This window comes from Halomonas sp. NYA30 (genome assembly GCF_976980765.1).
In genome coordinates this window covers 4493998-4518600 of record NZ_OZ334477.1, presented here as the reverse complement: position 1 = coordinate 4518600, position 24603 = coordinate 4493998, and the positions used below count along the sequence as shown (strand labels likewise).

Annotated in this window: 22 protein-coding genes, 2 pseudogenes and 1 other annotated feature; of the genes and pseudogenes, 18 read left to right on the top strand and 6 right to left on the bottom strand. The window is 52.2% G+C overall.

The annotated features are described in order from the left end of the window. Window positions 1–11 precede the first annotated feature (11 nt). Complete coding sequence (locus ACWI0H_RS20975; protein ID WP_336270392.1) at window positions 12–707, bottom strand: extensin-like domain-containing protein; 696 nt, start codon at window positions 705–707, stop codon at window positions 12–14. Between the two features lie 149 nt (window positions 708–856). Here ACWI0H_RS20975 and gmk point away from each other — a divergent pair, with 149 nt between their 5' ends. The 4 genes from gmk to ACWI0H_RS20955 all read left to right on the top strand — a co-directional run bounded on the left by gmk (window position 857) and on the right by ACWI0H_RS20955 (window position 4517). Beyond that, a complete protein-coding gene (gene gmk / locus ACWI0H_RS20970) occupies window positions 857–1489 on the top strand; it encodes a guanylate kinase (RefSeq protein ID WP_485874448.1) in 633 nt (210 codons plus the stop codon). A 119-nt stretch (window positions 1490–1608) separates the two neighbouring features. Further along, entirely contained in the window at window positions 1609–1866 is a 258-nt protein-coding gene (rpoZ, locus tag ACWI0H_RS20965; protein ID WP_007112267.1) for a DNA-directed RNA polymerase subunit omega, read from the top strand. Between the two features lie 30 nt (window positions 1867–1896). Next, entirely contained in the window at window positions 1897–4029 is a 2133-nt protein-coding gene (locus ACWI0H_RS20960; protein ID WP_485874447.1) for a RelA/SpoT family protein, read from the top strand. Window positions 4030–4127: 98 nt separating this feature from the next. Then, window positions 4128–4517 (top strand): RidA family protein, encoded by a 390-nt coding sequence (locus ACWI0H_RS20955; RefSeq protein ID WP_290701214.1) that lies wholly within the window; start codon window positions 4128–4130, stop codon window positions 4515–4517. Between the two features lie 8 nt (window positions 4518–4525). Here ACWI0H_RS20955 and ACWI0H_RS20950 read toward each other — a convergent pair whose 3' ends face one another. Then, on the bottom strand, window positions 4526–5407 hold the full coding sequence (locus ACWI0H_RS20950; protein ID WP_290701217.1) for an SDR family oxidoreductase: 882 nt from the start codon (window positions 5405–5407) through the stop codon (window positions 4526–4528). 175 nt (window positions 5408–5582) lie between these two features. On the opposite strand from ACWI0H_RS20950, the gene ACWI0H_RS20945 reads away from it, so the two are divergent. Further along, a complete protein-coding gene (locus tag ACWI0H_RS20945) occupies window positions 5583–6512 on the top strand; it encodes a hydrogen peroxide-inducible genes activator (protein ID WP_295712744.1) in 930 nt (309 codons plus the stop codon). Further along, on the top strand, window positions 6509–8587 hold the full coding sequence (recG, locus tag ACWI0H_RS20940) for an ATP-dependent DNA helicase RecG (RefSeq protein ID WP_485874446.1): 2079 nt from the start codon (window positions 6509–6511) through the stop codon (window positions 8585–8587). The genes ACWI0H_RS20945 and recG overlap by 4 nt, the downstream gene beginning before the upstream one ends. 148 nt (window positions 8588–8735) lie before the next feature. Here the strand turns inward: recG and ACWI0H_RS20935 are convergent, their stop codons facing one another. Then, the gene (locus tag ACWI0H_RS20935; protein WP_485874445.1) at window positions 8736–9551 is read right to left on the bottom strand and encodes an inositol monophosphatase family protein; all 816 of its coding nucleotides are present in this window, start codon (window positions 9549–9551) and stop codon (window positions 8736–8738) included. Window positions 9552–9794: 243 nt separating this feature from the next. Between ACWI0H_RS20935 and ACWI0H_RS20930 the strand changes: the two genes are divergently transcribed. The 6 genes and pseudogenes from ACWI0H_RS20930 (at window position 9795) to ACWI0H_RS20905 (ending at window position 16244) form a co-directional block, all read left to right on the top strand. Continuing rightward, a protein-coding gene (locus tag ACWI0H_RS20930) for an IS3 family transposase (RefSeq protein WP_230806374.1) occupies window positions 9795–11011 on the top strand; the annotation gives its coding sequence in 2 pieces (ribosomal slippage) (window positions 9795–10080 and window positions 10080–11011; 1218 coding nt in all). Further along, window positions 10070–10186, top strand: a sequence feature (AL1L pseudoknot). Its footprint overlaps the gene before it by 117 nt. Before the next feature lie 322 nt (window positions 11012–11333). Beyond that, window positions 11334–12904, top strand: a pseudogene (locus ACWI0H_RS20925) (IS3 family transposase). Between the two features lie 10 nt (window positions 12905–12914). Then, on the top strand, window positions 12915–13382 hold the full coding sequence (locus tag ACWI0H_RS20920; protein ID WP_485874444.1) for a TRAP transporter small permease: 468 nt from the start codon (window positions 12915–12917) through the stop codon (window positions 13380–13382). A gap of 1 nt (window position 13383) precedes the next feature. Then, window positions 13384–14688, top strand: coding sequence for a TRAP transporter large permease (locus ACWI0H_RS20915; RefSeq protein WP_485874443.1), 1305 nt, complete (start codon window positions 13384–13386; stop codon window positions 14686–14688). Window positions 14689–14732: 44 nt separating this feature from the next. Continuing rightward, window positions 14733–15671 carry an alpha/beta hydrolase gene (locus ACWI0H_RS20910; protein WP_485874442.1) on the top strand — a complete coding sequence of 313 codons (939 nt, stop codon included), beginning with the start codon at window positions 14733–14735 and terminating at the stop codon, window positions 15669–15671. A gap of 42 nt (window positions 15672–15713) precedes the next feature. Then, entirely contained in the window at window positions 15714–16244 is a 531-nt protein-coding gene (locus tag ACWI0H_RS20905; RefSeq protein WP_485874441.1) for a 2,4'-dihydroxyacetophenone dioxygenase family protein, read from the top strand. A 51-nt stretch (window positions 16245–16295) separates the two neighbouring features. On the opposite strand, the gene aroQ is transcribed toward ACWI0H_RS20905, so the two are convergent. Further along, entirely contained in the window at window positions 16296–16733 is a 438-nt protein-coding gene (aroQ, locus tag ACWI0H_RS20900; protein WP_485874440.1) for a type II 3-dehydroquinate dehydratase, read from the bottom strand. A gap of 179 nt (window positions 16734–16912) precedes the next feature. Between aroQ and ACWI0H_RS20895 the strand changes: the two are divergent. The 3 genes and pseudogenes from ACWI0H_RS20895 to ACWI0H_RS20885 all read left to right on the top strand — a co-directional run. Further along, window positions 16913–17422 (top strand): annotated as a pseudogene (locus ACWI0H_RS20895) (IclR family transcriptional regulator domain-containing protein); the annotation flags it as partial. 67 nt (window positions 17423–17489) lie between these two features. Next, window positions 17490–18845, top strand: a complete 1356-nt coding sequence (locus ACWI0H_RS20890; RefSeq protein WP_016913619.1) for an IS1182 family transposase — start codon at window positions 17490–17492, stop codon at window positions 18843–18845. Between the two features lie 109 nt (window positions 18846–18954). Next, complete coding sequence (locus ACWI0H_RS20885; RefSeq protein ID WP_485874439.1) at window positions 18955–19296, top strand: IclR family transcriptional regulator domain-containing protein; 342 nt, start codon at window positions 18955–18957, stop codon at window positions 19294–19296. On the opposite strand, the gene hglS is transcribed toward ACWI0H_RS20885, so the two are convergent. Beyond that, a complete protein-coding gene (gene hglS, locus ACWI0H_RS20880) occupies window positions 19293–20654 on the bottom strand; it encodes a 2-oxoadipate dioxygenase/decarboxylase HglS (protein WP_485874438.1) in 1362 nt (453 codons plus the stop codon). The genes ACWI0H_RS20885 and hglS overlap by 4 nt on opposite strands. A gap of 189 nt (window positions 20655–20843) precedes the next feature. On the opposite strand from hglS, the gene ACWI0H_RS20875 reads away from it, so the two are divergent. Both ACWI0H_RS20875 and ACWI0H_RS20870 read left to right on the top strand, forming a co-directional pair. Next, window positions 20844–21698 (top strand): DUF72 domain-containing protein, encoded by an 855-nt coding sequence (locus tag ACWI0H_RS20875; RefSeq protein WP_485874437.1) that lies wholly within the window; start codon window positions 20844–20846, stop codon window positions 21696–21698. A 155-nt stretch (window positions 21699–21853) separates the two neighbouring features. After that, window positions 21854–23197 carry a sodium-dependent transporter gene (locus ACWI0H_RS20870; protein WP_485874436.1) on the top strand — a complete coding sequence of 448 codons (1344 nt, stop codon included), beginning with the start codon at window positions 21854–21856 and terminating at the stop codon, window positions 23195–23197. A gap of 33 nt (window positions 23198–23230) precedes the next feature. Here the strand turns inward: ACWI0H_RS20870 and ACWI0H_RS20865 are convergent, their stop codons facing one another. Next, window positions 23231–23446, bottom strand: a complete 216-nt coding sequence (locus tag ACWI0H_RS20865) for a PA3496 family putative envelope integrity protein (protein WP_008956472.1) — start codon at window positions 23444–23446, stop codon at window positions 23231–23233. Between the two features lie 253 nt (window positions 23447–23699). Here ACWI0H_RS20865 and hexR point away from each other — a divergent pair, with 253 nt between their 5' ends. Then, a complete protein-coding gene (hexR, locus tag ACWI0H_RS20860; RefSeq protein ID WP_088698325.1) occupies window positions 23700–24554 on the top strand; it encodes a transcriptional regulator HexR in 855 nt (284 codons plus the stop codon). Window positions 24555–24603: the final 49 nt, after the last annotated feature.

Sequence of the window (24603 nt, the reverse complement as noted above, 5' to 3'; positions counted from 1 at the left end):
TGGTTGATCTCTTAGCGACACAGTCTAAATCCGCGCATGCCCATGTGAAAGTGATCGGCATGCGCGGCGTTGTAGTCAGGCCCTAATACGTTGCCGAAGGTTTCGCAGGCACCGTCTCGTGCGGCGCGTAAAAACTCCCCCGTTGCACCTTCATCATCCCAGTGGTTGATCAGCGAAATACGCTGACCATTCTCAAACTGAAACCCCACCACATCCAGCGCTTCGGCGGTGGCGTGTTCGCTGCGCCTGCCCGTTTCACGGCCATAAACATTACGGCAGGCAAAGCTACCCACATGGTTAACCTGACTCACCCGGCTGCCTATAATTTCCTCGGCGGCAGGCTGTAACGCGTGGCGTTCATACATCACCCATGCCAGCGCCATGGGGCAGGACGCCACGAAGCTCCGATTAAAAGCGACATCGCTTGACTGCATACGCACGATATTGGAAAGCGGGCAGCTTGCTGTGGGGGTGTAATCGGCCAGTGGTGTGTAGCGCAGCTCGCCTTCGGGCACCGTGTCTAATGCTGCTAAACACCCGGCGCGGTCATCCGCTAAGCGGTTAAGCTTCAGTTGAGTGACCGGTGTGAGGGGGTCGTCGATATGTAGCGGAGCCCAGGGCGCCCAGTGGCGGGGAATCTCAATAATGCCTTTTTGCAGGGCTACACCCAGTGCAATCAGGCCTAAAATAAATAGCGTACTGCGCATGCTTACCTCCCTGTATGTCGCTGCCAACGCTACAGTCGCAGCGATGGGTGTGCGATACTGCGCAGCCTTACTGCTCTGCTGCAGTCGCTTTACTGTTCTTTGCTACTTATTTTCGCTACTTATTTTGCCAACTGAGGGGAACGCGCTTCATGTCCCAAGGTACGCTTTTTATCGTTTCTGCTCCGTCGGGTGCTGGCAAGACTAGCTTGGTGCGCGAGCTAATTGAAAGTCTGGATGGGATTCAGGTGTCGGTCTCGCATACCACACGTGCCAAGCGCGAGGGTGAAGTGGATGGCGTGAATTATCATTTCACCGACGTGGCTGAGTTTGAAGCGATGATCGCGCACGGCGAGTTCTTTGAGTATGCCAACGTCTTTGATAATTACTACGGTACTTCGCGGAAGGCGGTCGAGGTATTACTGGCAGCTGGGCAGGACGTTATTCTGGAGATTGACTGGCAGGGCGCCCAGCAAGTGCGTGAGCAAATGCCTGATGCGGTGTCGATTTTTATACTTCCCCCTTCACGCGAAGAGTTAGAGCGGCGCCTTGCTAGCCGCGGCACCGATGAGCATGCGGTGATTGCCCGGCGTATGCGCGATGCAATAAGCGAAATGTCCCATTACCACGAATATGATTACTTGGTAGTGAATGATGACTTCACGACGGCGCTGCAAGAGTTACAATCATTAGTCATCAGCCGACGTTTAAGCCGCCCGGTAATGTGTGAGCGCCATGCGCCACTGTTAGCTGCACTCTTGTCACAGGCGCCTGCGGTCGAGTAATCTATCAGGTTCTACTACTTTCTATTGCGTTGCACTATTTTTGTCGCACCATTTTTTTCACTGGGTCGGCGCCGTTCTCTACGGTGTCGGCCCGGTTCCGTCATAACAGGAAGGCTCCCATGGCTCGCGTAACCGTTGAAGATTGTCTTGAAAATGTTGAAAACCGTTTCAAGCTGGTGATGATTTCCACCCAGCGCGCTCGTCAGCTGGCGCGTGGCTCCCGCGATGCGCTGCTGCCATGGGAAAATGACAAGCCCACGGTCATGGCGCTGCGTGAAATTGCCGCAGGCTTGGTGGATCACACGGTACTGGACGAGCCAGTTGAAGCCGCTGTGCGTCCGCGCCCAGCCATGGCGCCTACTCATATCGACGACTAACGTTGCAACGAACCGATAGAGGCGCGGTAGATGTTCACCATTGATGACCTGGCCGATCGACTCGGCGGCTATTTACCCCCGGATGAAATCCAGCAGGTCAAACGTGCCTTTTATTATGCTGAGCAGGCCCACGACGGCCAGCGGCGGCGTTCCGGCGAGCCTTACGTTACCCACCCGCTGGCGGTAGCGAATATTCTTGCCAATATGCACATGGACCATCAAAGCCTGATGGCCGCCATGCTGCATGACGTTATCGAAGATACCGGCGTTTCCAAAAAGGCCCTGGAGGCTCAGTTTGGCAAACCGGTAGCAGAACTGGTCGATGGGGTATCCAAACTTACCCAGATCACCTTTGAAGACAAAGCCGTCGCCCAGGCGGAAAATTTCCAGAAGATGGTGCTGGCGATGTCGCGGGATATCCGCGTCATCATCGTTAAGCTGGCCGACCGGCTGCATAACATGCGCACCCTGGGCGCCTTGCGCCCTGATAAAAAGCGCCGCATTGCCCGTGAAACGCTGGAAATTTATGCCCGCATTGCCGGGCGTCTAGGTATCAATACCATCCGCGTTGAGCTTGAAGATCTCTCTTTTCAAGCCATCCATCCCATGCGTGCCGAGCGCATCAAGCGGGCGGTTGCCAAGGCGCGCGGTCATCGGCGCAGTGCCATGCGTGAAATCCAGTCATCGCTGCAAAAAAGCCTGGATGAAGATGGGCTCAATGGCACCGTGATTGGGCGCCAAAAGCATCTGCTGTCGATCTATAAGAAGATGCGCGACCAGCGTAAGCCCTTTGCCGAAATCATGGATGTGTTTGGTTTTCGCATCATTACCGAAGACGTGGCCAGCTGTTACCGCATTTTAGGCGTGGTGCATAACCTTTATAAGCCGGTGCCGGGGCGCTTCAAGGACTACATTGCGATTCCCAAGGCAAACGGTTACCAGAGCCTGCACACCACCTTGTTTGGCTCGCGCGGGATGCCTATCGAGGTGCAGATACGCACCCGTGAGATGGAAGCCATGGCCAATAACGGCATCGCCGCCCACTGGCTTTACAAAGCAGGGCAGACGTCTCACCCGATTGCCGAAGGCAGCCACGCCCGTGCTCGCGCCTGGGTGAAAGGCTTGCTGGAAATGCAGCGCCACGCTGGCGATTCGTTAGAATTCATCGAACATGTCAAAAACGATCTGTTTCCTGATGATATCTACGTGTTTACGCCCAAAGGCGACATTATGGAGCTGCCGCAGGGCGCTACCGTGATCGACTTCGCCTATACCGTGCACACGGATATCGGCAATAACTGCATTGCGTGTCGGATCGATCGCCACTTGGCACCGCTCTCGACCCGCTTAGAGAGCGGCCAGACGCTGGAAATCATCACCGCCCCCGGTGCGCGTCCCAACCTTGCCTGGCTTAATTTCGTGACCACCGCCAAGGCGCGTTCGGCGATCCGCCATGCACTGAAATACCAGCAGCAGACCGAAGCCGTCATGTTGGGTCGGCGGCTGCTCAATAAAGCCCTGGCGCCGTTTGATACCAGCCTCGAAGAGCTTGACGAAAGTACGTTAAAGCGCGCCTTCAAAGAGTTGGATGTATCGTCGGAAGAGTCACTGCTGGAGTCGCTGGGGCTGGGTAACCGCATGACCCACGTGGTGGCACGCCGTTTGGTGGATGCCGCGCATGGCGATGAAACCTATGAACATCCTGCCGGTATCGAAGGCAGTAAAGCGGTTGTGATCAGCGGTAGTGAAGGCATGGTGACCAACTTTGCGCGCTGCTGTCACCCGCTGCCGGGCGACCCGGTGGTCGGCCATCTTTCGACGGGCAAAGGGCTGGTCGTTCACCGCGCCGAGTGTAAAAACTTTGCCGATAAAAACGACCCCGATAAGCTCTTTGCGTTGGAGTGGTCGGACACGATCGATGAGGACTTCCCGGTGGCGCTGCGGATCGAAATTGAGAGCCGCCGAGGGCTGGTCGCCGAGCTTGCCGGCCTGGTCACCGACGCCGATGCCAATATCGAGCGTATTGGCATCGAGGAGCGCGATGCCCGCCTCTCCACGGTCAATTTAACGCTGTCGGTAAAAGGGCGCGTCCACTTGGCACGCATTATCAAACGTATCCGCAATCTTCCCAACGTGGGAAAAATCACCCGACTCGCCAACTAACAACCAATATAACGTCATGCTGATAAAGCGTCGGCAGTGAACACTATTTTTTAGTATTCAATCATTAGGTAGGAATCATTACAGGAGCGAGACATCGCATGAGCAATAAGGCTGTTATCAACACCAGCAAAGCCCCCGCAGCTATTGGCCCTTACTCCCAGGCTATTAAAGCGGGTAACACGGTGTATCTTTCTGGCCAGATTCCGCTGGACCCTGCGACCATGACGATTGTGTCTGACGACTTTGAAGCGCAGGCACGCCAAGTCTTCACCAACCTGCAGGCGGTGTGTGAAGAAGCGGCGGGCTCGCTCAGTGATATCGTCAAACTGAATCTCTACCTGGTCGACTTGGATAACTTTGCGATCGTTAACCAGGTCATGGAAGAGTTCTTCACCGCTCCTTTCCCCGCTCGCGCCGCCGTTGGCGTGAAAGCGCTGCCCAAAGGCAGCCAGGTGGAAGCAGAAGCGGTGATGGTGATTGGCGATTAATCAAGAGGTTAGACGTTATTGACCTCTAGAAAGCCGCCTTCTTTAAGCACCTGAGAATAGCCTTCGCGGTAGCTAGGGAAGCGGAACTGATAGCCGGTGCTCAAGATGCGCTGGTTATCGCAACGCTTGCTGGTTCGGCGGCGCAACGGGGACTGCATGGTCTCGGACGCCTCGACTTTCAACTGCTTGGCCAGCCACATCATCACGTTATGCATAGTGACCGGCTCGCAGTCACTGCCCAGGTAGATATCTTCCAGAGTTTCGCCGCTCTCCTGATAACGAATGAGATGGGCAATAATGCCAGCACAGTCGTCACGGTGAATGCGGTTGGAGTAAACCACGGGGGTGATTGCCGCCACACGGCCCTCAGCCACCTGATGAATCAAGCGGTCACGCCCTGGGCCGTAAATGCCAGAAAAGCGCACGACCGTGCCGGGCAGTGAATGGTTGATGAGCGCCTGTTCTGCTTCGCACATCAGCGTGCCCGAGAAGCTGGTCGAGTCGGCGGGGCTCTCTTCGTTAACGACTTCGCCTTCCTGCTGGCCATGTACGCTGGTCGAAGAGACGAAAAATACCCGACGCGGCGGCGTTTTGTGCTGTTCCATCACGCTCAACACGCGCTTTAACCCTTCAGGGTAGGCGGTTTGATAGGCGCTCTCTTCAAAACGGTCAGCGCTGACGGTATAGACGACGTAGTCGGCGTGGGGAAGGCGGTCGGCAGCGGCATCTTCGAGGTCGTTTAAATCCAGCTTCAACGGTTTGATGCCGGTGCCTTTTAATGCCTCGACGTTGCGGCGCATGCCAATCACGTCATGCCCTTCGGCTAGCAACTCGCGCCCAAGGTTGATCCCTATATCGCCACAGCCGATAATCAGTACGGTTAGTTTCACCGTGCTCACTCCTCTTGATTAATATTCCCTATTAGATGCAAAGTCTCTACCAACGATGACATTGAAATGTGACCTTGTCGGATAAGAGGACGGTTGGCAGAGCTTGCGTGTCCTTTTCCATCCCGCGACAAACCCTAGTCACGAGCTGCTACGAGAGGATGCCACTGGCACCGCTATGACTTTAACAGAACTTCGCTACATCGTAACCCTCGCCCAGGAGCGTCACTTTGGCCGCGCGGCAGAACGTTGCCACGTTTCACAGCCTACGCTCTCGGTGGCAGTGAAAAAACTCGAGGAAGAACTCGAAACGCCGCTATTCGAGCGCTCAAAATCTACCGTGCAAGTCACCCCACTGGGCGAAAAGATCATCGCCCAGGCGCAGCGTGTGCTAGAGCAGAGCACTCTGATTTTCGAGCTGGCGAGTAGCGGTAAAGACCAGTTGGCCAACCCCCTGCGCATTGGCGCGATTTATACCATTGGCCCTTATCTGTTTCCCCATTTGGTGCCTGCACTGGCAAGCGCGGCACCGCAGATGCCGCTCTACATTGAAGAGGGCATGACCGGCACCCTGCGCGCCAAGTTAAGAAGCGGTGAGCTGGATGTGATTATCGTGGCGCTGCCATTTACCGAAACCGATGTGGTCACTAAACCGATCTACGACGAAGCCTTTGAAGTCCTGATGCCCGCCAATCACCCTTGGGTTTCACGCGAAGCGATCAATAAAGAGGATTTACTCGAAGAGCGCCTGCTGCTGCTCGGTGAAGGCCACTGCTTCCGGGATCAGATTCTGGAAGCCTGCCCGGCGATTACCCAAAAGCTCAACAGCCCCAACAATACCTTGATTGCTGAAGGTGGCTCGCTGGAAACCATTCGCCATATGGTCGCTTCCCGGTTGGGCATTACCGTTCTGCCGCAATCGGCGCTGGGCACCAATCAGTATGAAAACGCCATGCTGGTCAGCCGCCCCTTTGTGGCACCAGCGCCCTCACGCACCGTGGCCATTGCCTGGCGGGCGAGCTTTCCACGTCCTAAAGCCATCGAGGCGTTGATTCAGGCGATCAGCCACTGCCAGCAGCCTGCTCAGGCCGTGAACAGCGCCCCATGAGCGACCTCGCCGCCCCCATCACGGCGCTGAAAGGCGTGGGCGAAGCGCTGTCGCTGAAACTTGGCCGGTTGGGGATTGAGCGCGTTAGCGACCTGCTGTTTCATCTGCCGCTGCGCTATCAGGACCGTACGCGGCTGACGCCGATTGGCCTGCTGCGGGCAGGGCAGGAGGCGGTGATCGAAGGCGAAGTAACCGCCTGCGACGTAGTAAAGGGGCGCCGCCGTAGCCTGTTGGTGCGCCTGCGTGATGCCAGCGGCATTCTGAGCCTGCGCTTTTTTCACTTTTCGCCCGCCCAGCAGCAACAGCTGCGCCCTGGTGCACTGGTACGCGCCTTTGGTGAAGCGCGGGCCGGGGCCACTGGGTTAGAGATTTATCATCCCGAATACCGCCTCAGTGGTGGCAGTGAAACGCCGGTAGAAGAGTATTTCACGCCCATTTACCCCACCACCGAAGGCTTGAACCAACCGCGGCTGCGCGCCCTGGCGCAGCAGGCGCTCGGGCTGCTGGATAACTCCCCCGAGGCGCTGCCTGATGTGATTCCCGAGACGCTGCTTCAACGCTTTCAATTACCTGGCCTGCACGCCAGCCTTCACCTGCTGCACCAGCCCCCGCCGGATGTGAATATCGAACAACTGGCCAGCGGCCAGCACCCGGCCACACGGCGGCTGGCGCTGGAAGAATTGCTGGCCCATCAGCTTAGCCTGCGCAAGGTGCGCCTGCGCATTCAGGCCGATGGCGCGCCAACGCTACCCTCTGGGCGCAGCTTGCAGGCGCGCTTTTTGGCCCAGTTACCGTTTGCGCTGACCGGCGCCCAGCGCCGTGTGCTGGAAGAGATCAGCCACGACTTGGGCCGCCCCGCGCCGATGCTGCGCTTGATTCAGGGCGATGTCGGCTCGGGTAAAACCGTGGTGGCCGCCATGGCCGCGCTCTCGGCGCTAGCGGGCAACTGCCAGGCGGCCATCATGGCACCGACAGAGATCCTCGCCGAGCAGCACTACCGCTCGTTCAAAGCCTGGTTTGAGCCGCTGGGGATTGAAGTCGCGTGGCTGGCGGGCAAGCTCAAAGGCAAAGCGCGACTGGATGCCAAAGCGGCGATTGCCGATGGGCGGGCGCGGATGGTGGTGGGCACGCATGCGCTGTTTCAGGACGACGTGCACTTTGAGTGCTTAGGGCTGGCGATTATTGACGAGCAGCACCGCTTTGGGGTGCACCAGCGCTTGGCGCTGCGTGAGAAAGGTGAAGCGGGCGGCCTAACGCCCCACCAACTGATCATGACCGCCACACCGATTCCGCGCACCCTGGCCATGAGCGCCTATGCGGATCTGGATGTGTCGGTGATCGACGAGCTTCCCCCCGGCCGTACGCCGGTGAAAACCGTGGTAGTGCCCGACGAGCGTCGCCCCGAAGTGGTTGAGCGAATTCGGTTAGCCTGCAGCGAAGGCCGTCAGGCGTATTGGGTGTGCACGCTGATTGATGAATCCGAGGTATTGCAGTGTCAGGCCGCCGAAGTCACCCGGGATGAGCTGACCTTAGCGCTGCCCGAATTGGCGGTGGGGTTAGTGCACGGGCGCATGAAGTCGAGCGAGAAAGCCGAAGTGATGACCGCCTTCAAGGCTGGCGAGCTGGATCTGCTGGTGGCCACCACGGTGATCGAGGTGGGCGTTGATGTCCCCAATGCCAGCCTGATGATTATTGAAAACCCCGAGCGCCTGGGGCTTTCACAGCTTCACCAGCTGCGCGGCCGGGTGGGGCGGGGCAGCACCGAAAGCTTCTGTGTGCTGCTCTACCATCCGCCGCTATCGAAAAGCTCGCGCCAGCGTTTGGCCGTCATGCGCGAAACCACCGACGGCTTCCGCATCGCCGAGAAAGACCTGGAAATCCGCGGCCCGGGCGAAGTGCTCGGCACCCGCCAAACCGGCCTGGCGCAGATGAAAATCGCCGACCTGGAACGCGATGCCGACCTTCTGGAACGCGTCAGCGCCATGGCCCAAACGCTGCAGGGCAATCCTGAGATTACCGCCGTGCTGGTACGCCGTTGGTTAGGCGAAGCCGCAGGGCGCTATGGGCAGGTTTAATTTTTATGGAAGAGTTTTGTTTGTAATCAACAGTCACAAAGGTGAAAAATGCATTAGCCTGGAATAGACTTATTTATTAATTAGTAATGATGGTTGCTTTAATAACTAGCTATAGGCTTTTAAAATTCATATAAAAAGGTAGCTATATCTAAGTTAACGAATTCAAAAGATTAAGTAATTCACCATGCCTATCTGGGTGTGCTGCTAGCAGGCTTTCCCATGAGGTAGGATTAGAATCACCACTAAGGTCGGTTACTATACAGCCTGCTTCGCGAGCGATAATTATCCCCGCAGCAATGTCCCAGAAATCCAGTCGAGCCCCCTGAGACCAAAAAGCATCAAAGCGTTCGATACTGGTATAAGCGATTTCAAGTGCTGCCGATCCTGGGCTGCGAATTCCAGCGACCATTGGCATTAATGTCGTGAGCTGATTTAGGGCAGTAGAGCAGTCACCTTTAGCATGATATGGAAGACAGGTGCTTACTATCATCTCTGAAAGAGGGCGGGCGCTATGTATTCTTATTGGTCTTTCATTCATATAAGCCCCATCGCCTCGGATTGCCCAAAGCATTTCGTCAAGCAAAGGCTGATATACTAGACCCAGTAAAAGATTACTGTGCTTAGTCACAGCAATTGATACAGAAAAGTGTGGCACGCCATGAAGAAAGTTGTTAGTGCCATCTAGAGGGTCAATAATGACTGTGTAATCGCTCATATTTCCAGGAGTATTACCACTCTCTTCTCCTATAAATGCAATTTCTGGAAATGAGCTGCTGATGCGATTAATTATACATTTTTCCGCAGCTCTATCGTAAGCAGTAACAAAGTCTGATGCTCCCTTGCGCTCAAAGTTAATTCTTTCTTCAGAATAATACCCTTCTTTTAGAATAGCTCCTGCCTCTTTCGCAGCAAGCTTGGTTATTTCTAAAAGCTTATAATCAGTTGCTGTAATTAAGTATTCCATTGTCTAGGCCTGTTGAATTAAACTTGTTAGCTCTATGTGATTCAAGGAACGTTTTAAATAAATCGTTTTCTAACCCATTGAGAAACCATGTCCAACAGCGTTACTGAGAATATTATTACTAGCATGATGGTAGCGGTCTCTGTGTATTGGAAGCCACGCATAGTTTCCCATAGAGCCACACCAATACCACCACTGAACCGCCCCGTCTTTACCGGAGACTCCATATCTTGAGAGGATGGAGTTATGAACTCACCAAAACGATATTCCCCAGAAGTCCGGGAGCGAGCTGTTCGATTAGTCCTTGAACAGCAAGGCGAATACCCGTCCAAGTGGGCGGCGATCTGCTCCATTGCCAGCAAGTTCGGCTGTACACCAGAGACTTTGAGAGCCTGGTGCAAACGCACAGAACTCACGCAGGAAAACAGCTCGGTTAACCTGTCTGAACATGAACGGCTCAAGCAGCTAGAGCGTGAAAACACCGAATTGAAGCGTGCCAATGAAATTCTCCGTAAGGCGGCTGCTTTTTTCGCCCAGGCGGAGCTCGACCGCAAACCCAATTGATGGTGTCATTTATCGACGAGCATCGTGCTCAGTTCGGGGTCGAGTCGATTTGTAGTCAACTGCCAATCGCCCCATCGACGTATTACCACCACAAGGCACTTGAAGCTGATCCTGAACGGCGGGCAGACCGGTATCGGCAGGATGCGTTTCTTACCGCTGAGATTCAGCGCGTGTGGGAAGAAAACTTCTGCGTCTACGGTGCCCGTAAGGTCTGGCGGCAACTCCGCCGTGAAGGCGTTAATGTTGCTCGTTGCACTGTAGAACGGCTCATGCGCCGCCTAGGAATTCGCGGCGTGGTGCGAGGCCAACGCCCCTTCACGACCATCAGTGATCCCGGCCAGAAACGGGCACCTGATTTAGTGAAACGTGACTTTACGGCCATGCGTCCTAATCAGCTTTGGGTGGCCGATTTTACCTATGTCGCTACCTGGTCTGGCTTCGTTTACGTTGCGTTCGTTATCGATGTTTATGCACGCTGTATCGTGGGTTGGCGTGTAGCGACGTCGATGAGAACGGCGCTGGTGCTGGACGCTCTGGAGCAAGCTCTGTGGGCACGAAAACACAGACAAGGGTTGATCCATCATAGTGATAGGGGAAGCCAATATCTCTCGATCCGCTACACCGAGCGTATGGCTGACGAGGGTATCAATGCCTCAGTCGGCACCACCGGCGACTCCTACGACAATGCGCTGGCTGAAACCATCATCGGCTTGTTCAAAACGGAGGTGATCCATCATCGTGGCCCATGGAGGGGACTGGATGCCGTTGAGTATGCCACGCTGGAGTGGGTTGACTGGTTCAACAACCGCCGACTGCTGGAACCCATCGGAAACGTTCCACCAGCAGAACGAGAAAGGACGTATTATCGTCAATTGGAGGAGTCGGGTGAAGCTGCCTGACTCAAACAAACCGGTCTCCGGAATAACCGGGGCGGTTCACCACCACCTACCATTCCAAGCACTGTTGCGGAGCGTATATTGGATTCGAATCGGTAAAGGCTGACAGAGATCCACAACGGCAGAACCTGAGGAATCAAGCCAAATATGATCTCCTCAATGCGTCCAGCACCAGTAACGCGTACTCCTTCCATGGGTCCTGCGTCAGCAGCTTCGACCGCTTCCGAAAAAAGTTTAGCTAACACCCCAGCCCCCTCTGTCAGCCTAGTTGTCCAGTTGGCAATATCGCCTAAATCACATCCAGAGGGAGCGGCATGGAGCACGTGTGCCACGTTATTCTAAAGAGCGTAAAGCGGCTGTCTTGAAAAAGTTACTGCCGCCCCACAATCGTAGTGTGGTGTCAGTTGCCACTGAAGAAGGCATCTCTGACGCGACGCTGTATAGTTGGTTAAAACAGTGTCGAGAAAAAGGAGTACCTGTGCCGGGTTACACCCAAAGCGACAGCGAATGGTCGCCAGACGCCAAGCTCGCGGTGGTCATCGAAACTGCCACCCTGTCAGAAACAGAGCTTGGGGCTTACTGCCGCGAAAAAGGTCTTTATCCCGAGCAGATCCAGCAGTGGAAAGCCGCTTGTCTCCAGGGCGCTGGTCAACAAGACGATCAGCAAAAAACGGCACAAAAGCAGCGTAAAGAAGACCGTAAGACGATCAAACAGCTCAAAGCGGAAGTGCGCCGCAAAGATAGAGCCTTAGCGGAAACCACCTCGTTACTGGTGCTCTCAAAAAAGCTCGACGCCTTGTACGGCGAAGACCCGAACAGCGGCGGGGACGACTGACACCGCTTGAGGAACGTGCAAGGCTCATTGCGTTGTTTGATGAAGCGGTCACCGGGGGCGCTTCCCGTTATCAAGCAGCGGCGATTATCGACGTGAGTGAGCGCACGCTGAAACGCTGGCGTTCTGGGGAGGGCGCTGTGGCTGAGGATCAGCGTCTACACGCGGTACAAGGCAGTCAGCCGCATCAGCTGACTCATGAGGAGGAACAGGCCATTTTAAACGCCTGCAATCGCCCCGAGTATCGAAGCCTACCGCCGTCTCAGATCGTGCCGTCACTGGCTGATCAAGGGGTCTACTTGGCCTCCGAGTCGTCGTTCTATCGGGTACTGAAAAAGCACCAACAGCAGCACCACCGCGGGCGCATGAAGCCACGTCGCCCAGTGCCTGAGCCGACGAGCTTTACGGCCACTGGGCCTAACCAAGTCTGGTGCTGGGACATCAGCTACTGCTCTTCCGTTGTGCGTGGCCAGCACTGGTATCTTTACCTGATCATGGATATCTACAGTCGCAAAATCATCGCCTGGGAAGTCCACGATGCGGAATCAGGCGAGTTAGCGAAACACCTGCTGGAACGCGCCTTATTGCGCGAAGGTTGCTGGCACCAGCCTCCAGTGCTGCACTCGGATAACGGTGCGCCGATGACGTCTTATACGCTGAAAGCGAGGTTAACAGAGCTTGGGATGTTGATGTCTTACAGCCGACCGAGAGTGAGCAATGACAACCCTTACTCAGAAGCGTTGTTCCGCACCGTCAAATATTGCCCCGCATGGCCTACAAAGGGCTTTGCATCGCTAAACGCGGTACGTGACTGGATGCTGACGTTCGAACGTGCTTACAACGAAAAGCACCTGCACAGTGGCCTTCGCTACGTGACGCCCGCTGATCGGCATCGAGGTGTCGACCGAGAACGCCTTGAACATCGCAAAGCGGTGTATGAAAGCGCCAAGCGCCGACATCCACAGCGCTGGTCAGGCAACACCCGAAACTGGGAAGTACCTGGTTCGGTAGCGCTCAACCCTGGCAAGCTGCAGGAAGTTGAGCGTAATAAACGGGCTGCTTAGAGGCAGCCATTTGGACAACTGGGTTGAAAATTACCGAGCTTTAGGGCTAATCGTTGTTATTTTCTCTTTTGAAATTATAATGCGCTATTTTTTTGCTGCTCCTACGTCATGGGCAACAGATACGGTAACATTTCTATTTTGTGCATCATTAATGTTAGCTCTACCTGAAGTCACAAGAACGGATGGCAATATTGCTGTTTCTATTATTTTAGATTTTTCTGCACCAAGCATTGCCAACAAGATAAAATTAGTAATTTACGCGGTATCTTTCTTAATTGTTTCATACGTTACGTATATTACGTTTATTGAATTCTCACGTCTGTTTGAAACTGGCATTAATACATTAGGTTCATTCCGAATATCTAAATGGATAGTATTTAGTTTTATTCCTCTTGGGCTTGGATTATCTGTTTTACAATTAATAATATTGTTCAAAAGACAATTAATTGAAATTTATTTAGATAGAAAAGGAGCTTAAGATGGAATGGTATTGGATACTTACAGTTTCATTTCTATTCTTACTCGGCTTGATGGCAACAGGTCTCCCTGTCTTTGTTGCATTTTTAATTGCAAATGTCACAGGTGTGCTCGTAACTTTAGGAGAAAGAGGCTTTGGCATGTTTAGTAACAGCATGTACGAAACCTTAACCTCAGAAAGTTTTATTACTATACCTTTATTCGTTCTTATGGGTGAGATTTTATTCAGATCTGGTTCAGTCGACGTCTTGTCATCGGCACTTGATAAGTGGATTGGCCGTGTTAATGGACGTATGTACTATTTAGTTATCGCCTTATCGACTATTTTTGGAGCGCTTTCAGGTGCAGCTGCAGCAGTAGCTGCAATGTTAGGTCGCTCTATATTACCTCAAATGCAAAAACTTGGGTATGATACTAACTTAACAAATTTTACGATTCTTGGCGGTGCATCTCTTGCTCCAATTATTCCTCCAAGCCTTCTCGTAATCGTAATAGGCTCGTTAGTTCGTGACACGTCAATTGCAGGGTTACTTATCGCGGGAATCATCCCTGGCCTTCTAATTTCACTCATTCTCTATGTATATATTCGTGTTGCACGAAACCCAGAGCTTTCACCTGATAACAATGAGACTGTAAAAAACTACTCTATAAAAGAAAAGTTAATTGAAATAATTAAAGTATCACCTTTTTTTATTGTTATTTTTTCGGTTATGGGGCTTATTTTACTCGGAGTTGCGACTCCATCAGAAGCGGCAGCTACTGGCGTTATAGGAGCTATAATAACTGCCGCCATTTACAAATCATTCCACCTTAAAATGCTATGGGAAAGCTTACAATCATCTACAAAAATTAGCTTAATGATTGTTATAATTGTTGCAAGTTCTAAACTATTCGGCCAATTATTATCCTTCATGGGTGCTACTTCAGGTTTGATTGACTTCGTTAGCACATTAGAGCTTAGTGACTGGATGATGTTTTTTGTATTAATGTTAATACCTTTTATATTATGCATGTTTATTGATCAATTTGCTTTTATATTATTGGCAATACCTCTGTACGCGCCTGTTGTAAGTGCATATGATTTCGACCCTATATGGTTTTGGACTATCTTCTTGATCAACTTAACAGTAGGTAGTTTAACTCCACCTTTTGGATACACATTATTTGCCTTAAAAGGTTCTGCTGACAGTGTTTTAATATCAGATATTTACAAAAGTTCTTGGCCGGTTGTAATACTCTTTATGTCGTCAATCTTACTTTTCTATTTCTTCCCAGCAATTATAACTTTTTTACCTAGCATTCTTTAGGTATTAGCTATGATTTCACAGACTATTTAATTGGATTTCTTGCTATGAAAGAAAAAATTTATAGTTTAAGAATTGATGATGTACATAACTTATGCGTCAGAGAGTTTTATTGTGAAAAAGCTTTTGACCATCAAAAGCAACCTATATTATTAATCCATGGGGCAACGATTGCTTCTGAGCTTTGGGTGAATGACTATAAACAATATTCATGGTGCCACCGTTTGGCTAGCCTAGGTTATCATGTCTTCACTTGTGATTTACTAGGCTTTGGATCGTCAAAAGCTGATATTGATTTACTGAAAATATCAGATACACGCGCTAGTGAGATTTCTAAGCATTCTATAAAGCTGATAAATCATATTCTTCATACTACTTCTCATGACAAGATAAGCGTTGTTGCTTGCTCTTGGGGGACAGTTGTTCTGACTAAAGTTTTAACTGAAAATACTCACAATATTAGTAAAGCAGTATTTTATGCCCCTATTAGCTATGATTGTAAAGCAGCAAATTATTGGAAAACAAAATACGAATCTATACCTATAAATGATAATGGTGAAAAATTAGGGTATGTTTTTGTTGACACTAATAGCTTCATTTCGAGATGGGATGAAGAAATACCGGTTATCGATAAATCAGCTTGGCGAAACAATAAAGCTTTAATGTCAATTATTAATAACACAATGCGGAACTCTAAAACACTAAACTCGTCATTTCTTGTGCCTACAGGCCCACTAGCAGATTTGGCTGATATTTTTTCTAACACAAATATGCATTGCCCTAAAAAAATAAAAATTCCGTCACTAATTATTAGAGCTAGTCATGATTTAACATCAACCGAAAAATCGTCTAGAGAATTTTACGATTCAATTCAAAGCCCTGAAAAAACTTACGTTGGAATAAAAGATGGGACTCACTTTGCACTTTTAGAGAAAAGCATGGAAAAAATATTCGATAAAACTATTAAATTTTTAGAAAAAAATTAGCTTTAAGCGACTCACTTCACATTAGATTAGTTAGGTTAAAAAATGAATGATGAACTTCATATGAACACTATTCCTTATCAACTTCCTCAGCCTAGTTATATGAGCTCCGACCTCATGATTCCCCATGTACTCAGTGAGTGGGTTAATGATGACAATTTATGGGTGCCTACTACTAATTTTGTATCTTTTAAGCCTTTACTGCTCCATGCTAGTGGTGGGTACTATATTAATCTATTAAGAGTGAGAAAAAGTGGGGTTCTTTCACGTCATCGTCATTCTGGAGATGTGCAGGCTCTCATACTCAAAGGCAAATGGTATTACCTTGAACACGACTGGGTTGCAGAAGAAGGTTCTTTTGTTTTTGAGCCACCAGGAGAAACTCATACTCTTTTTGTACCTCAAGATGTTAATGAAATGATTACATGGTTTAGTGTAAAAGGTGGTTACACCTATGTAGATGAAATGGGGAGAGCAACAGGGTACGAAGATGTTTTTACTAAAATAGAAGCTGCACGTAGCTATTACGAAAAAATTGGTTTAGATAAAAGCTTATTAGAAAATGTCATTAGGTAGCTCAAAATTTTAAATTCTTCATTATTAAACATAAGAATTATGGTAGATATTTTAATTTTTTAATATTAAATTTAAAGCAGCTTGATACCCTCCAGTTCCAAGTCCCGCAATAACGCCATCAGCTCTCAATGATACATAGGAGTGGTGGCGGAAACTCTCGCGTTTATGAACATTGGAGAGATGCACTTCAATTACTTTGCCTTCAAATGCGTTGAGCGCATCTAATATAGCAACAGATGTATGCGTATACGCAGCTGGGTTGATTATGATGGCTAGCGTTCCATCTAGACGCGCAGCATGAATCGCATCAATTATTTCACCTTCATGATTACTCTGGAAACAAACTATATCCCAACCTGCTGCAAACGCAGTTTTACTCAAAGCTTTATTGACATCTTCTAGGGTTTCGTAGCCATAAATTTCTGGCTGTCTAGTGCCTAACAAGTTTAGGTTCGGACCGTGAAGCACTGTTACTTTTGGTTGACTCATTGAATGGTCTCCTTTGGTAATATTCCGACATGCCAATAAGTAAATATATTAATCATACCGCTTTATTAGCCGCTTGACCTGTATTGTTTAGGCCATGGAAGCGCATATTTGTTCGCCATTCGAACAAATATGCTATATTGGCCTTTTATAATGTTGCATACCTCTATGAGTGGACACAGATGGAAGAACAACTCCAAGATGAAATATTAACCCCTGATGACCGCGACTTCGTGACTGCGCTGGCGAGCGGCCTGGAGGTTATTTTAGCATTTGACGAAAACCATCCCCGTATGACGCTTAGCGAAGTAGCCGCGCGTACTGGTATGAACCGAGCGAAAGCACGACGTTTTTTGCTGACGCTGCACGCGCTCGGCTATGTCCGCAAACAGCAGCGCTACTTTGAGTTAGCGCCACGCGTGCTGCAATTGGGTTACTCGTTTTTGTCCGCCAATAATTACCGCAGCGCCATTCAACAGTACCTGGAAGAGATCACCAACGAATGCGGGGAGTCTTCTTCCCTGGGTGTGCTTGATGGCGATGACGTCATTTATGTCGCGCGTTCAGCGGCGCGTCACCGTTTAATGGCGATCACCTTGTCGATTGGCACTCGTCTACCGGCCGCCTATACCTCCATGGGACGCGTTCTGCTCGCCCAATTACCAGAAGCCGAATTGGACGCTTACCTAGCAGCCTGTCGGTCTTTCCGTTGCACCGTGAGATACTGACCACCGTCATCGCCGAGCTGAGAAGATCGCCATGAGCCGCTTCATCCCTGTGGATCGCCAGACCGATTACCTGCTGCCGCCTTCGGTAGACGAGTGGTTGCCCGATGGTCACCTGGCGCGGTTCGTTGTCGATGTTGTCGAACAACTGGACCTCTCGACGTTGACCCGGCGTTACATGGGGCGGGGTTCCAAGGCACATCACCCGGCGGTGCTACTGAGCCTGCTGATCTACGGCTACGCCACCGGGGTGGTCTCCAGCCGCAAGATCGAGCGCGCCACCTATGACTCGGTGGCGTTCCGTTACCTGGCCGCCAATACCCATCCCGACCATGACACGCTGGCCACCTTTCGCCGCCGCTTTCTGCCGGAACTGGAACAGTTGTTCGTGCAGGTGCTGTTGCTGGCCCGCGAGATGAAGCTGCTCAAGCTTGGCACCATCGCCCTGGACGGCACCAAGCTCAAGGCCAACGCCAGCAAGCACAAGGCGTTGTCGTATGGCCATGCCAAGAAGCTGGAGGCACAGTTCAGGGCAGAGGTGAAAGCGCTGACCGAGCGGGCCGAGTCGGCGGACAAGGAGGACGCGGCCGACGGCATGGATATCCCCGCCGAGATTGCCCGCCGTGAAGCCCGCCTGGCGGCCATCGCTGAGGCGAAGGCCAAGATCGAGGCGCGCGCCGAGGAGCGGGACGCCACCGAGCAAGCCGCCTATCAGGAAAAGGTGGCGCGGCGGGAGGCGCAGCGCAAGGCCGGCAAGAAGCCCCGTGGGCGTGACCCCGAACCGCCCACTGGTGGCCCGCGTGACAAGGATCAGATCAATTTCACCGACCCGCAGTCGCGCATCATGCCGGTCACCGGCAAGGGGTTTGATCAGTGCTACAACGCCCAAGCCGCGGTTGATACCGAGAGTCTGCTGGTGACCCATGTCCACGTCACGCAGGCGACCAATGACAAGCAGCAAGTCATGCCGCTACTGACGGCCTGGCAAGGTTACCCGGAAACGCTGGGAAAACCTGACCACCTGCTGGGTGATACCGGCTACTTCAGTGCCAGCAATATCCAGGCCTGCCATGACCATGGTATCGAACCGCTGTTGGCGATGAAGCGAGACGTCCATCACCTTCCGGTCTTTGAACGTTTCGCCGCGGATCCGCCTGCCCCGGAGAGCGAGGACCCCGTCGAACAGATGGCACACCGCTTGAAGACGCAGGCGGGCCGAGCGCTCTATGCGCTGCGCAAGCACACGGTGGAGCCGGTCTTCGGGATCATCAAACACGTGATGGGGTTCCGGCAGTTCTCGCTACGCGGACTGGATAAGGTCAGCGGCGAGTGGCGATTGGCCACCATGGCGTGGAATATCAAGCGGATGCACCGGTTGACGGCGGGCTGAGGGCTCGCCGCGCCCAACCGGCCAGCAGGCAAGGCGTCAGAACCGCCTTGCAGAAGCTGAGGGGCAGGTTAAGAGCCACACAACAGCACCAACACCAACACAGGGGGGGGTGAAGAACCCACGCCTCAGCTCATCCATTAACCTCAAGTCCGACAGACTGCTAGAGCGGCTAACGTTGCAGCGCTATACCGATAAAACCTTCACAACAAAAGGTGAGCTTAAAAAGTGTATCGATAAAGCGCGCCAGCAAGGCTACGCCGTTGCCGATCAGGAGCTCGACTCCGGCTTGCGCTCATTGGCAGTGCCAGCCTTTGATGCAAACGGCAAACTACTGGGCGCTATCAATATTAGTACCAACGCGGCACGTATCGACCTAGACACACTGCTCAAAGAATACCTGCCCCTGCTCCAGTCAAAAGCGCGCCTTATTCGCACCACTATCAGCTGCTAATTCGCCAATTGCGCCAGCGCCTGTTCAAGCGATGCTTGTTGGCGCTGAGTGTAAAGCTCAATCTCATCAATGACGGTAGCCCCTAAAGCCTGCTCGAATTGCTGTTGGCTGGCGCTACTGCCGTAGTTATCGCGACTGCTTTCGCCCAGATTAGACTGAAAAATGCCGGCCGCGCTGACAGGCAAGAAATCTTCATAAATCATCGGTGTGACTGAAAGGGCGCCCTGCTTAATCAGGCTATCCACCTGCTCTATCGAAACTGGCCCCTGCACCGGCACTCCCTGCACCGCGTGGTAATGGAAGAATGCTAACGCTTTACGACGCAACGTGGCGTAATCATCGGGGAACGCGGCAAACACTTCCGCTAAATGCGCCTGATGAGCATCATTATCCGCGGCCTTCGGAGCATTCTCCCGCGCAGCCGCGAGCAGGCGGTCATAAAGCTCGCGCCCCTTTTTGGTTAACGCAATCCCGCGCTGTTCAATTTCGCCAAAGCGAGCGGTGTGCTTGCCCTCGGCGGCATCCGCAAAAGCGATGGTCTCTTCTAATGCTTTGAAACTGGTCTGACGCAAGAGTATCGGGCAGTCGCGACGGGGTGGACCTTCAATGGTTGCTTTGGGGTCAATGCCCACGCTTGGCATACGCCGTTGTACTTCATCAATATCCAACGTTCTCGGCGTTAGGTGATTAATGTGTGGGCCGCGGAAACAGACCACGTCGGCGATCAAGCGATGCTCATTATGCAAACGGTCATAAGTCGCCAAATCGACCGTGGCGTTGTCATGCCAGCGGAACGTTTCCAGCGCTTCCTGAACGAACTGCTCGGCATCGGCGGCGCTAAGTCCGCCCTGCTGCTCAAAGCGTTCAATGAGGGTTTTCACGTTGGCGGTAAAAATTTCGCGCGAGCTTAGAATTGCGCTTGCCTGTTCTCGGAGCTCGGCTTTTTCGATCAGTTCAAGGCGCAGTAGAGAGGTAAAGACACGAAAGGGATTACGCTTGAGCGCACGATCGGCGACCGGACGAAATGCCGTGGAGTGCACCGGCACGCCCGCCGCCGCCAGGTCGTAATAGCCCACCGGCTCCATTCCCATTACCGCGAACATTCGCCGTAGCATGGCAAGCTCGTCAGCGCTGCCCACGCGAATCGCGCCGTGGCGTTCAACATTGATGCGGGCCAGCTCGTCGCCCTCCTGCAGCGCACCGTTAAGTTCTGGATTAGCAGCTAGCACCTCTCGATTAACAGCCTCGACCAGCGATAACAAGGCGCCGTATTGCGGCACTTCCTGCTGATACATCGCTGACATCGCGCTGGAAAAATGGTCGCGGATTTCATCACTGCTAACGTACGCTGAACTCATGGAATTGTCCTATTTATAAACGGCTACATCTGCCCATAAAAGGCTATACCTACATAGTAGCGCTATCGGTGCCTTAACAATTTCACTTTTTCCGCACCTTGCTACACCTAAAAGCCCCCTCACCTTAACGAGTAGGTATTTTAAACTGTTACATTAGTGCTTGATCTTATGAACCTAGGCACGCCATCAATGACGCTTCCGCTTTATTTAGGTTTGCCCATGTGGGCCAATCAAGACTGGCTCGGCAGTCTTTATCCGCGCCATGCCAAAACCGAGCTATTAAGCGATTATGCCGCGGTGTTTTCGAGCGTTGAAGGTAACACTACGTTTTATAGCGGCATTCCAAAACCGGAAACAGTCGCCGCTTGGGCACGCCAGGCGCCACCCCACTTTCGTTTTTGTTTTAAATTACCGGCAACCGTCACTCACGATCAACGGCTTACCCATTTAGAAGACGCATGGGCATTTTTAGCCGCCCTTGAACCGCTGCACGATCGCCTTGGGCCCACCATGGTTCAACTACCGCGCGATTTTGGCCCTCAAGAGCTCCCTCAACTGGAAGCGTTGCTCGCCGATTGGCCTGCTCATTTGCCTTGCGCGGTAGAAGTACGACACCCTGATTTTTTCCACAAAGGGGCCGCTGAAATTGCTCTTAACCGCCTGTTGATAACTTATTCGGCCAACCGCGTGATGCTTGATGTCCGTCCGCTCTTTTCAACCCCGTCAAATGACCATATGGGCCTGGCTCATGCCCAGCAAGAAAAGCCGAAACTCCCACTACACGTGCTTTCCACGGCAAATTATCCGGTGATTCGATTTATTGGCCATATTGACAAAACAATAAATAGTGACTACTTCACCGCTTGGAAGGCTCGTCTAAAGCTGTGGATAAATCAGGGGAAAACCCCTTTCTTATTTGTGCATACTGCAGATAACCGTGAGTCTCCTCACATGGCTCGGCTACTTTATAACGCCCTCGGAGAACAGACGCCCTTACCCCCGCTTGAGCCCTTTGCCGGTGAAAAGCAAAGCCAACTCTTTTAGACCACCTTTTTAGGTGAGCTAACTGGCATGCTTGCGGTTGATCAGATAAATTGCGCTTACTTTTGGAAAAGGACGTCAGCAATGACTCCATTTTCCGAAAACTAGCGTGCTCAACACGTAGTGACTTACACAACAATCGACTTAATGGGTGATGTATGGCGAAGCTTGCGCATGCGCAGTGGTCATCGCGAATGACCTTTGTGCTGGCCGCCGCTGGTTCAGCGGTGGGTCTAGGGAATATCTGGAAATTTCCGTATATGGTGGGTGAAAGCGGCGGCGCTGCTTTCGTATTTGTGTATTTACTTTGTATCGCGCTGATTGGCTTGCCTATTCTCGTCTCCGAGTGGCTACTGGGGCGGCGTGGCCAGAAGAACCCTGCCAGCACGATGTCAGAACTGGCCCGCACCGCAAACAAGCCAAAAGCATGGGCCATTGTCGGCATTAGCGGCATTGTTGGGGCCTTTTTGATTTTGTCGTTTTACAGCGTGATTGGTGGCTGGTCGCTCTACTACACCGTTAACTCAGTGAGCGGTGCCTTTAGCGGTCAAGACGCCGACGGGATTGGCGCCCTGTTTAATGGCATGCTGAGTAACCCAAGCTTACTGCTGTTGGGCCATTCGATCTTTATGCTGCTAGTGATTGGGATTGTCGCCCGAGGTGTTACTAAGGGCCTTGAAGGTGCTGTACGCATTTTGATGCCAGTACTCGCAATGCTCCTCGTCGTACTGATCGGTTACGGCATGTCGACCGGCCACTTTGGCGAAGCACTGACGTATATGTTCAACCCAGATTGGAGCAAGCTCACAGCAGAAACCGTGCTGGCCGCCCTGGGGCACGCCTTCTTTACCCTCTCACTGGGTATGGGCATCATGATGGCTTACGGCTCTTACTTGGGCAAAGAGATCAACCTGCTGCAAACCGCCCGCACGGTCATCATCATGGACACCGTCATTGCCCTAGGCGCCGGTTTAGCCATTTTCCCGATTGTGTTTGCCAACAACCTGGATCTTGCTTCTGGCCCTGGGCTGATTTTCGTCACTCTACCGCTAGCGTTTGGCAATATGGATGGCGGCTTGATCTTAGGCTTGATGTTCTTCTTGCTGCTCACGTTTGCAGCGCTAACCTCGGCGATTTCACTGCTCGAGCCGGTGGTTGAGTTCGTTGAAGAGCGCACCCCGCTCAGCCGTGTTATGGCAACGGTTGTAGCCGGCGTAGGGGCTTGGTTGCTAGGCATTGCGGCCCTGCTATCGTTCAACGTATGGAGCGAGCCGCTCATGTTTGGGCTAGGCGTGTTCGATCTGCTTGATACACTGACCAGCAAAATAATGCTGCCGCTAACCGGGCTAGGCGCGATTCTCTTCGCCGCTTGGTGCCTAGATCGCAAAAGTGTCGAAGCTGAGCTTGAACTTTCAGCGACCGGTAAAAGCGTATGGAACATCATCGCGCGCTATGTAGCACCCGCTGGCGTTATTGCAGTGTTCGTGACAGGGCTTATTTAAGGTAAGCCGCCACTATTCTACTGTTTGTCAACCTCAGTGCAATTCGCTCTCTTGCCGATCTTCATCGGGCAAGGGGGCGATGTCCCGCGATAGCTTCTGAAATTCTCGATGCAATTCAATCCCACGACGCGCTCTTAGGCTACGCTGGGCAGCGCTGCGCTGACGCTGGGCATGTTCATCTACTTGCATACTCATAAAGATGTCGAGCAGTTCGCTTTTAACCGAGGTGATGCGTTCGACGTTTCTCATAATCGACGTTCCTCCAGGTGAATATGCCTTCGTCCACCTGCATCCGTGACGACTGTTTGATGCAGTGCGGCACTTCACTTCTTACTATAACCTACTTGACAAAATGATGAACATTCTTAAAAAAAGTGCCTAACGGCATTTTAACGCTAACCTTAAACAACGCTTTTCATGCCCATTTGCGCTATCAGTCAGGCATACTGTGGCAAATGCTAGAAGTAAGCCAAGTGTGTGCTGAAGAGCCAAGGAGCTGAACGTGAGTCGCGCCCTGTTCGATGAAATGAGACGCCGCATGGAGCACTTTCGACGCTCCGAGCAAAAAGTGGCACGGTTTGTACTGCGCAACCCCGAAGAGGTTATCCACATGCGTATTGTGGATTTGGCCACTGAAGCCACCGTCAGCGAACCGACCGTGGTGCGCTTTTGCCGTGCGCTGGGGTGTAACGGCTTTCAGGACTTCAAGCTACAGCTAGCACAAATGCTGGCCAGCGGCAGTCAGTTTGCACAGTTTTCCATGAACGATAGCGACTCGGTCGCTGAGTTTTCCCATAGCATCTTTGACTCGACCGTGGGCACGCTGCTCTCTGTGCGTGACCGGCTAGATAACGACGCCCTGGGCCGAGCGGTTAATGCGCTAGCGATGGCTAATCGCGTGGAGTTCTATGGCTTTGGCGCCTCAGGCGCGGTCGCCTTTGACGCCCAGCACAAGTTTTTCCGGCTGCAAATTTCCACCTCAGCCTACGCCGACCCCCATATGCAGAATATGTCGGCAGTGACCTTGAACGATGGCGATGTGGTGGTGGCAATTTCACAAACCGGCCGTACCAAAGCGCTAGTCGCCAGCGTGCGCTTGGCCCGAGAGGCAGGCGCGACGGTGATTGGCCTCTGTCCCAGCGGCTCACCGCTCGCCGAAGAAGTCAGTCTGCCGCTGTATATTGATGTCCACGAAGACACCGAAATCTACACGCCGCTTAGCTCACGCATTGCCCATCTGGTGCTGATTGATGTGCTCGCCGTCGGGGTCGCTAAAACCCGCGGCCCAAAACTCGCCGAACAGCTCAAAGCGGTTAAAAAGAGCCTTAATACGCTGCGCTTTCCGGAAGATCCTTAATCGTTAACCTGTATACACAGCCAGTTTGCTGGCTGTGCTAGACTAGCCG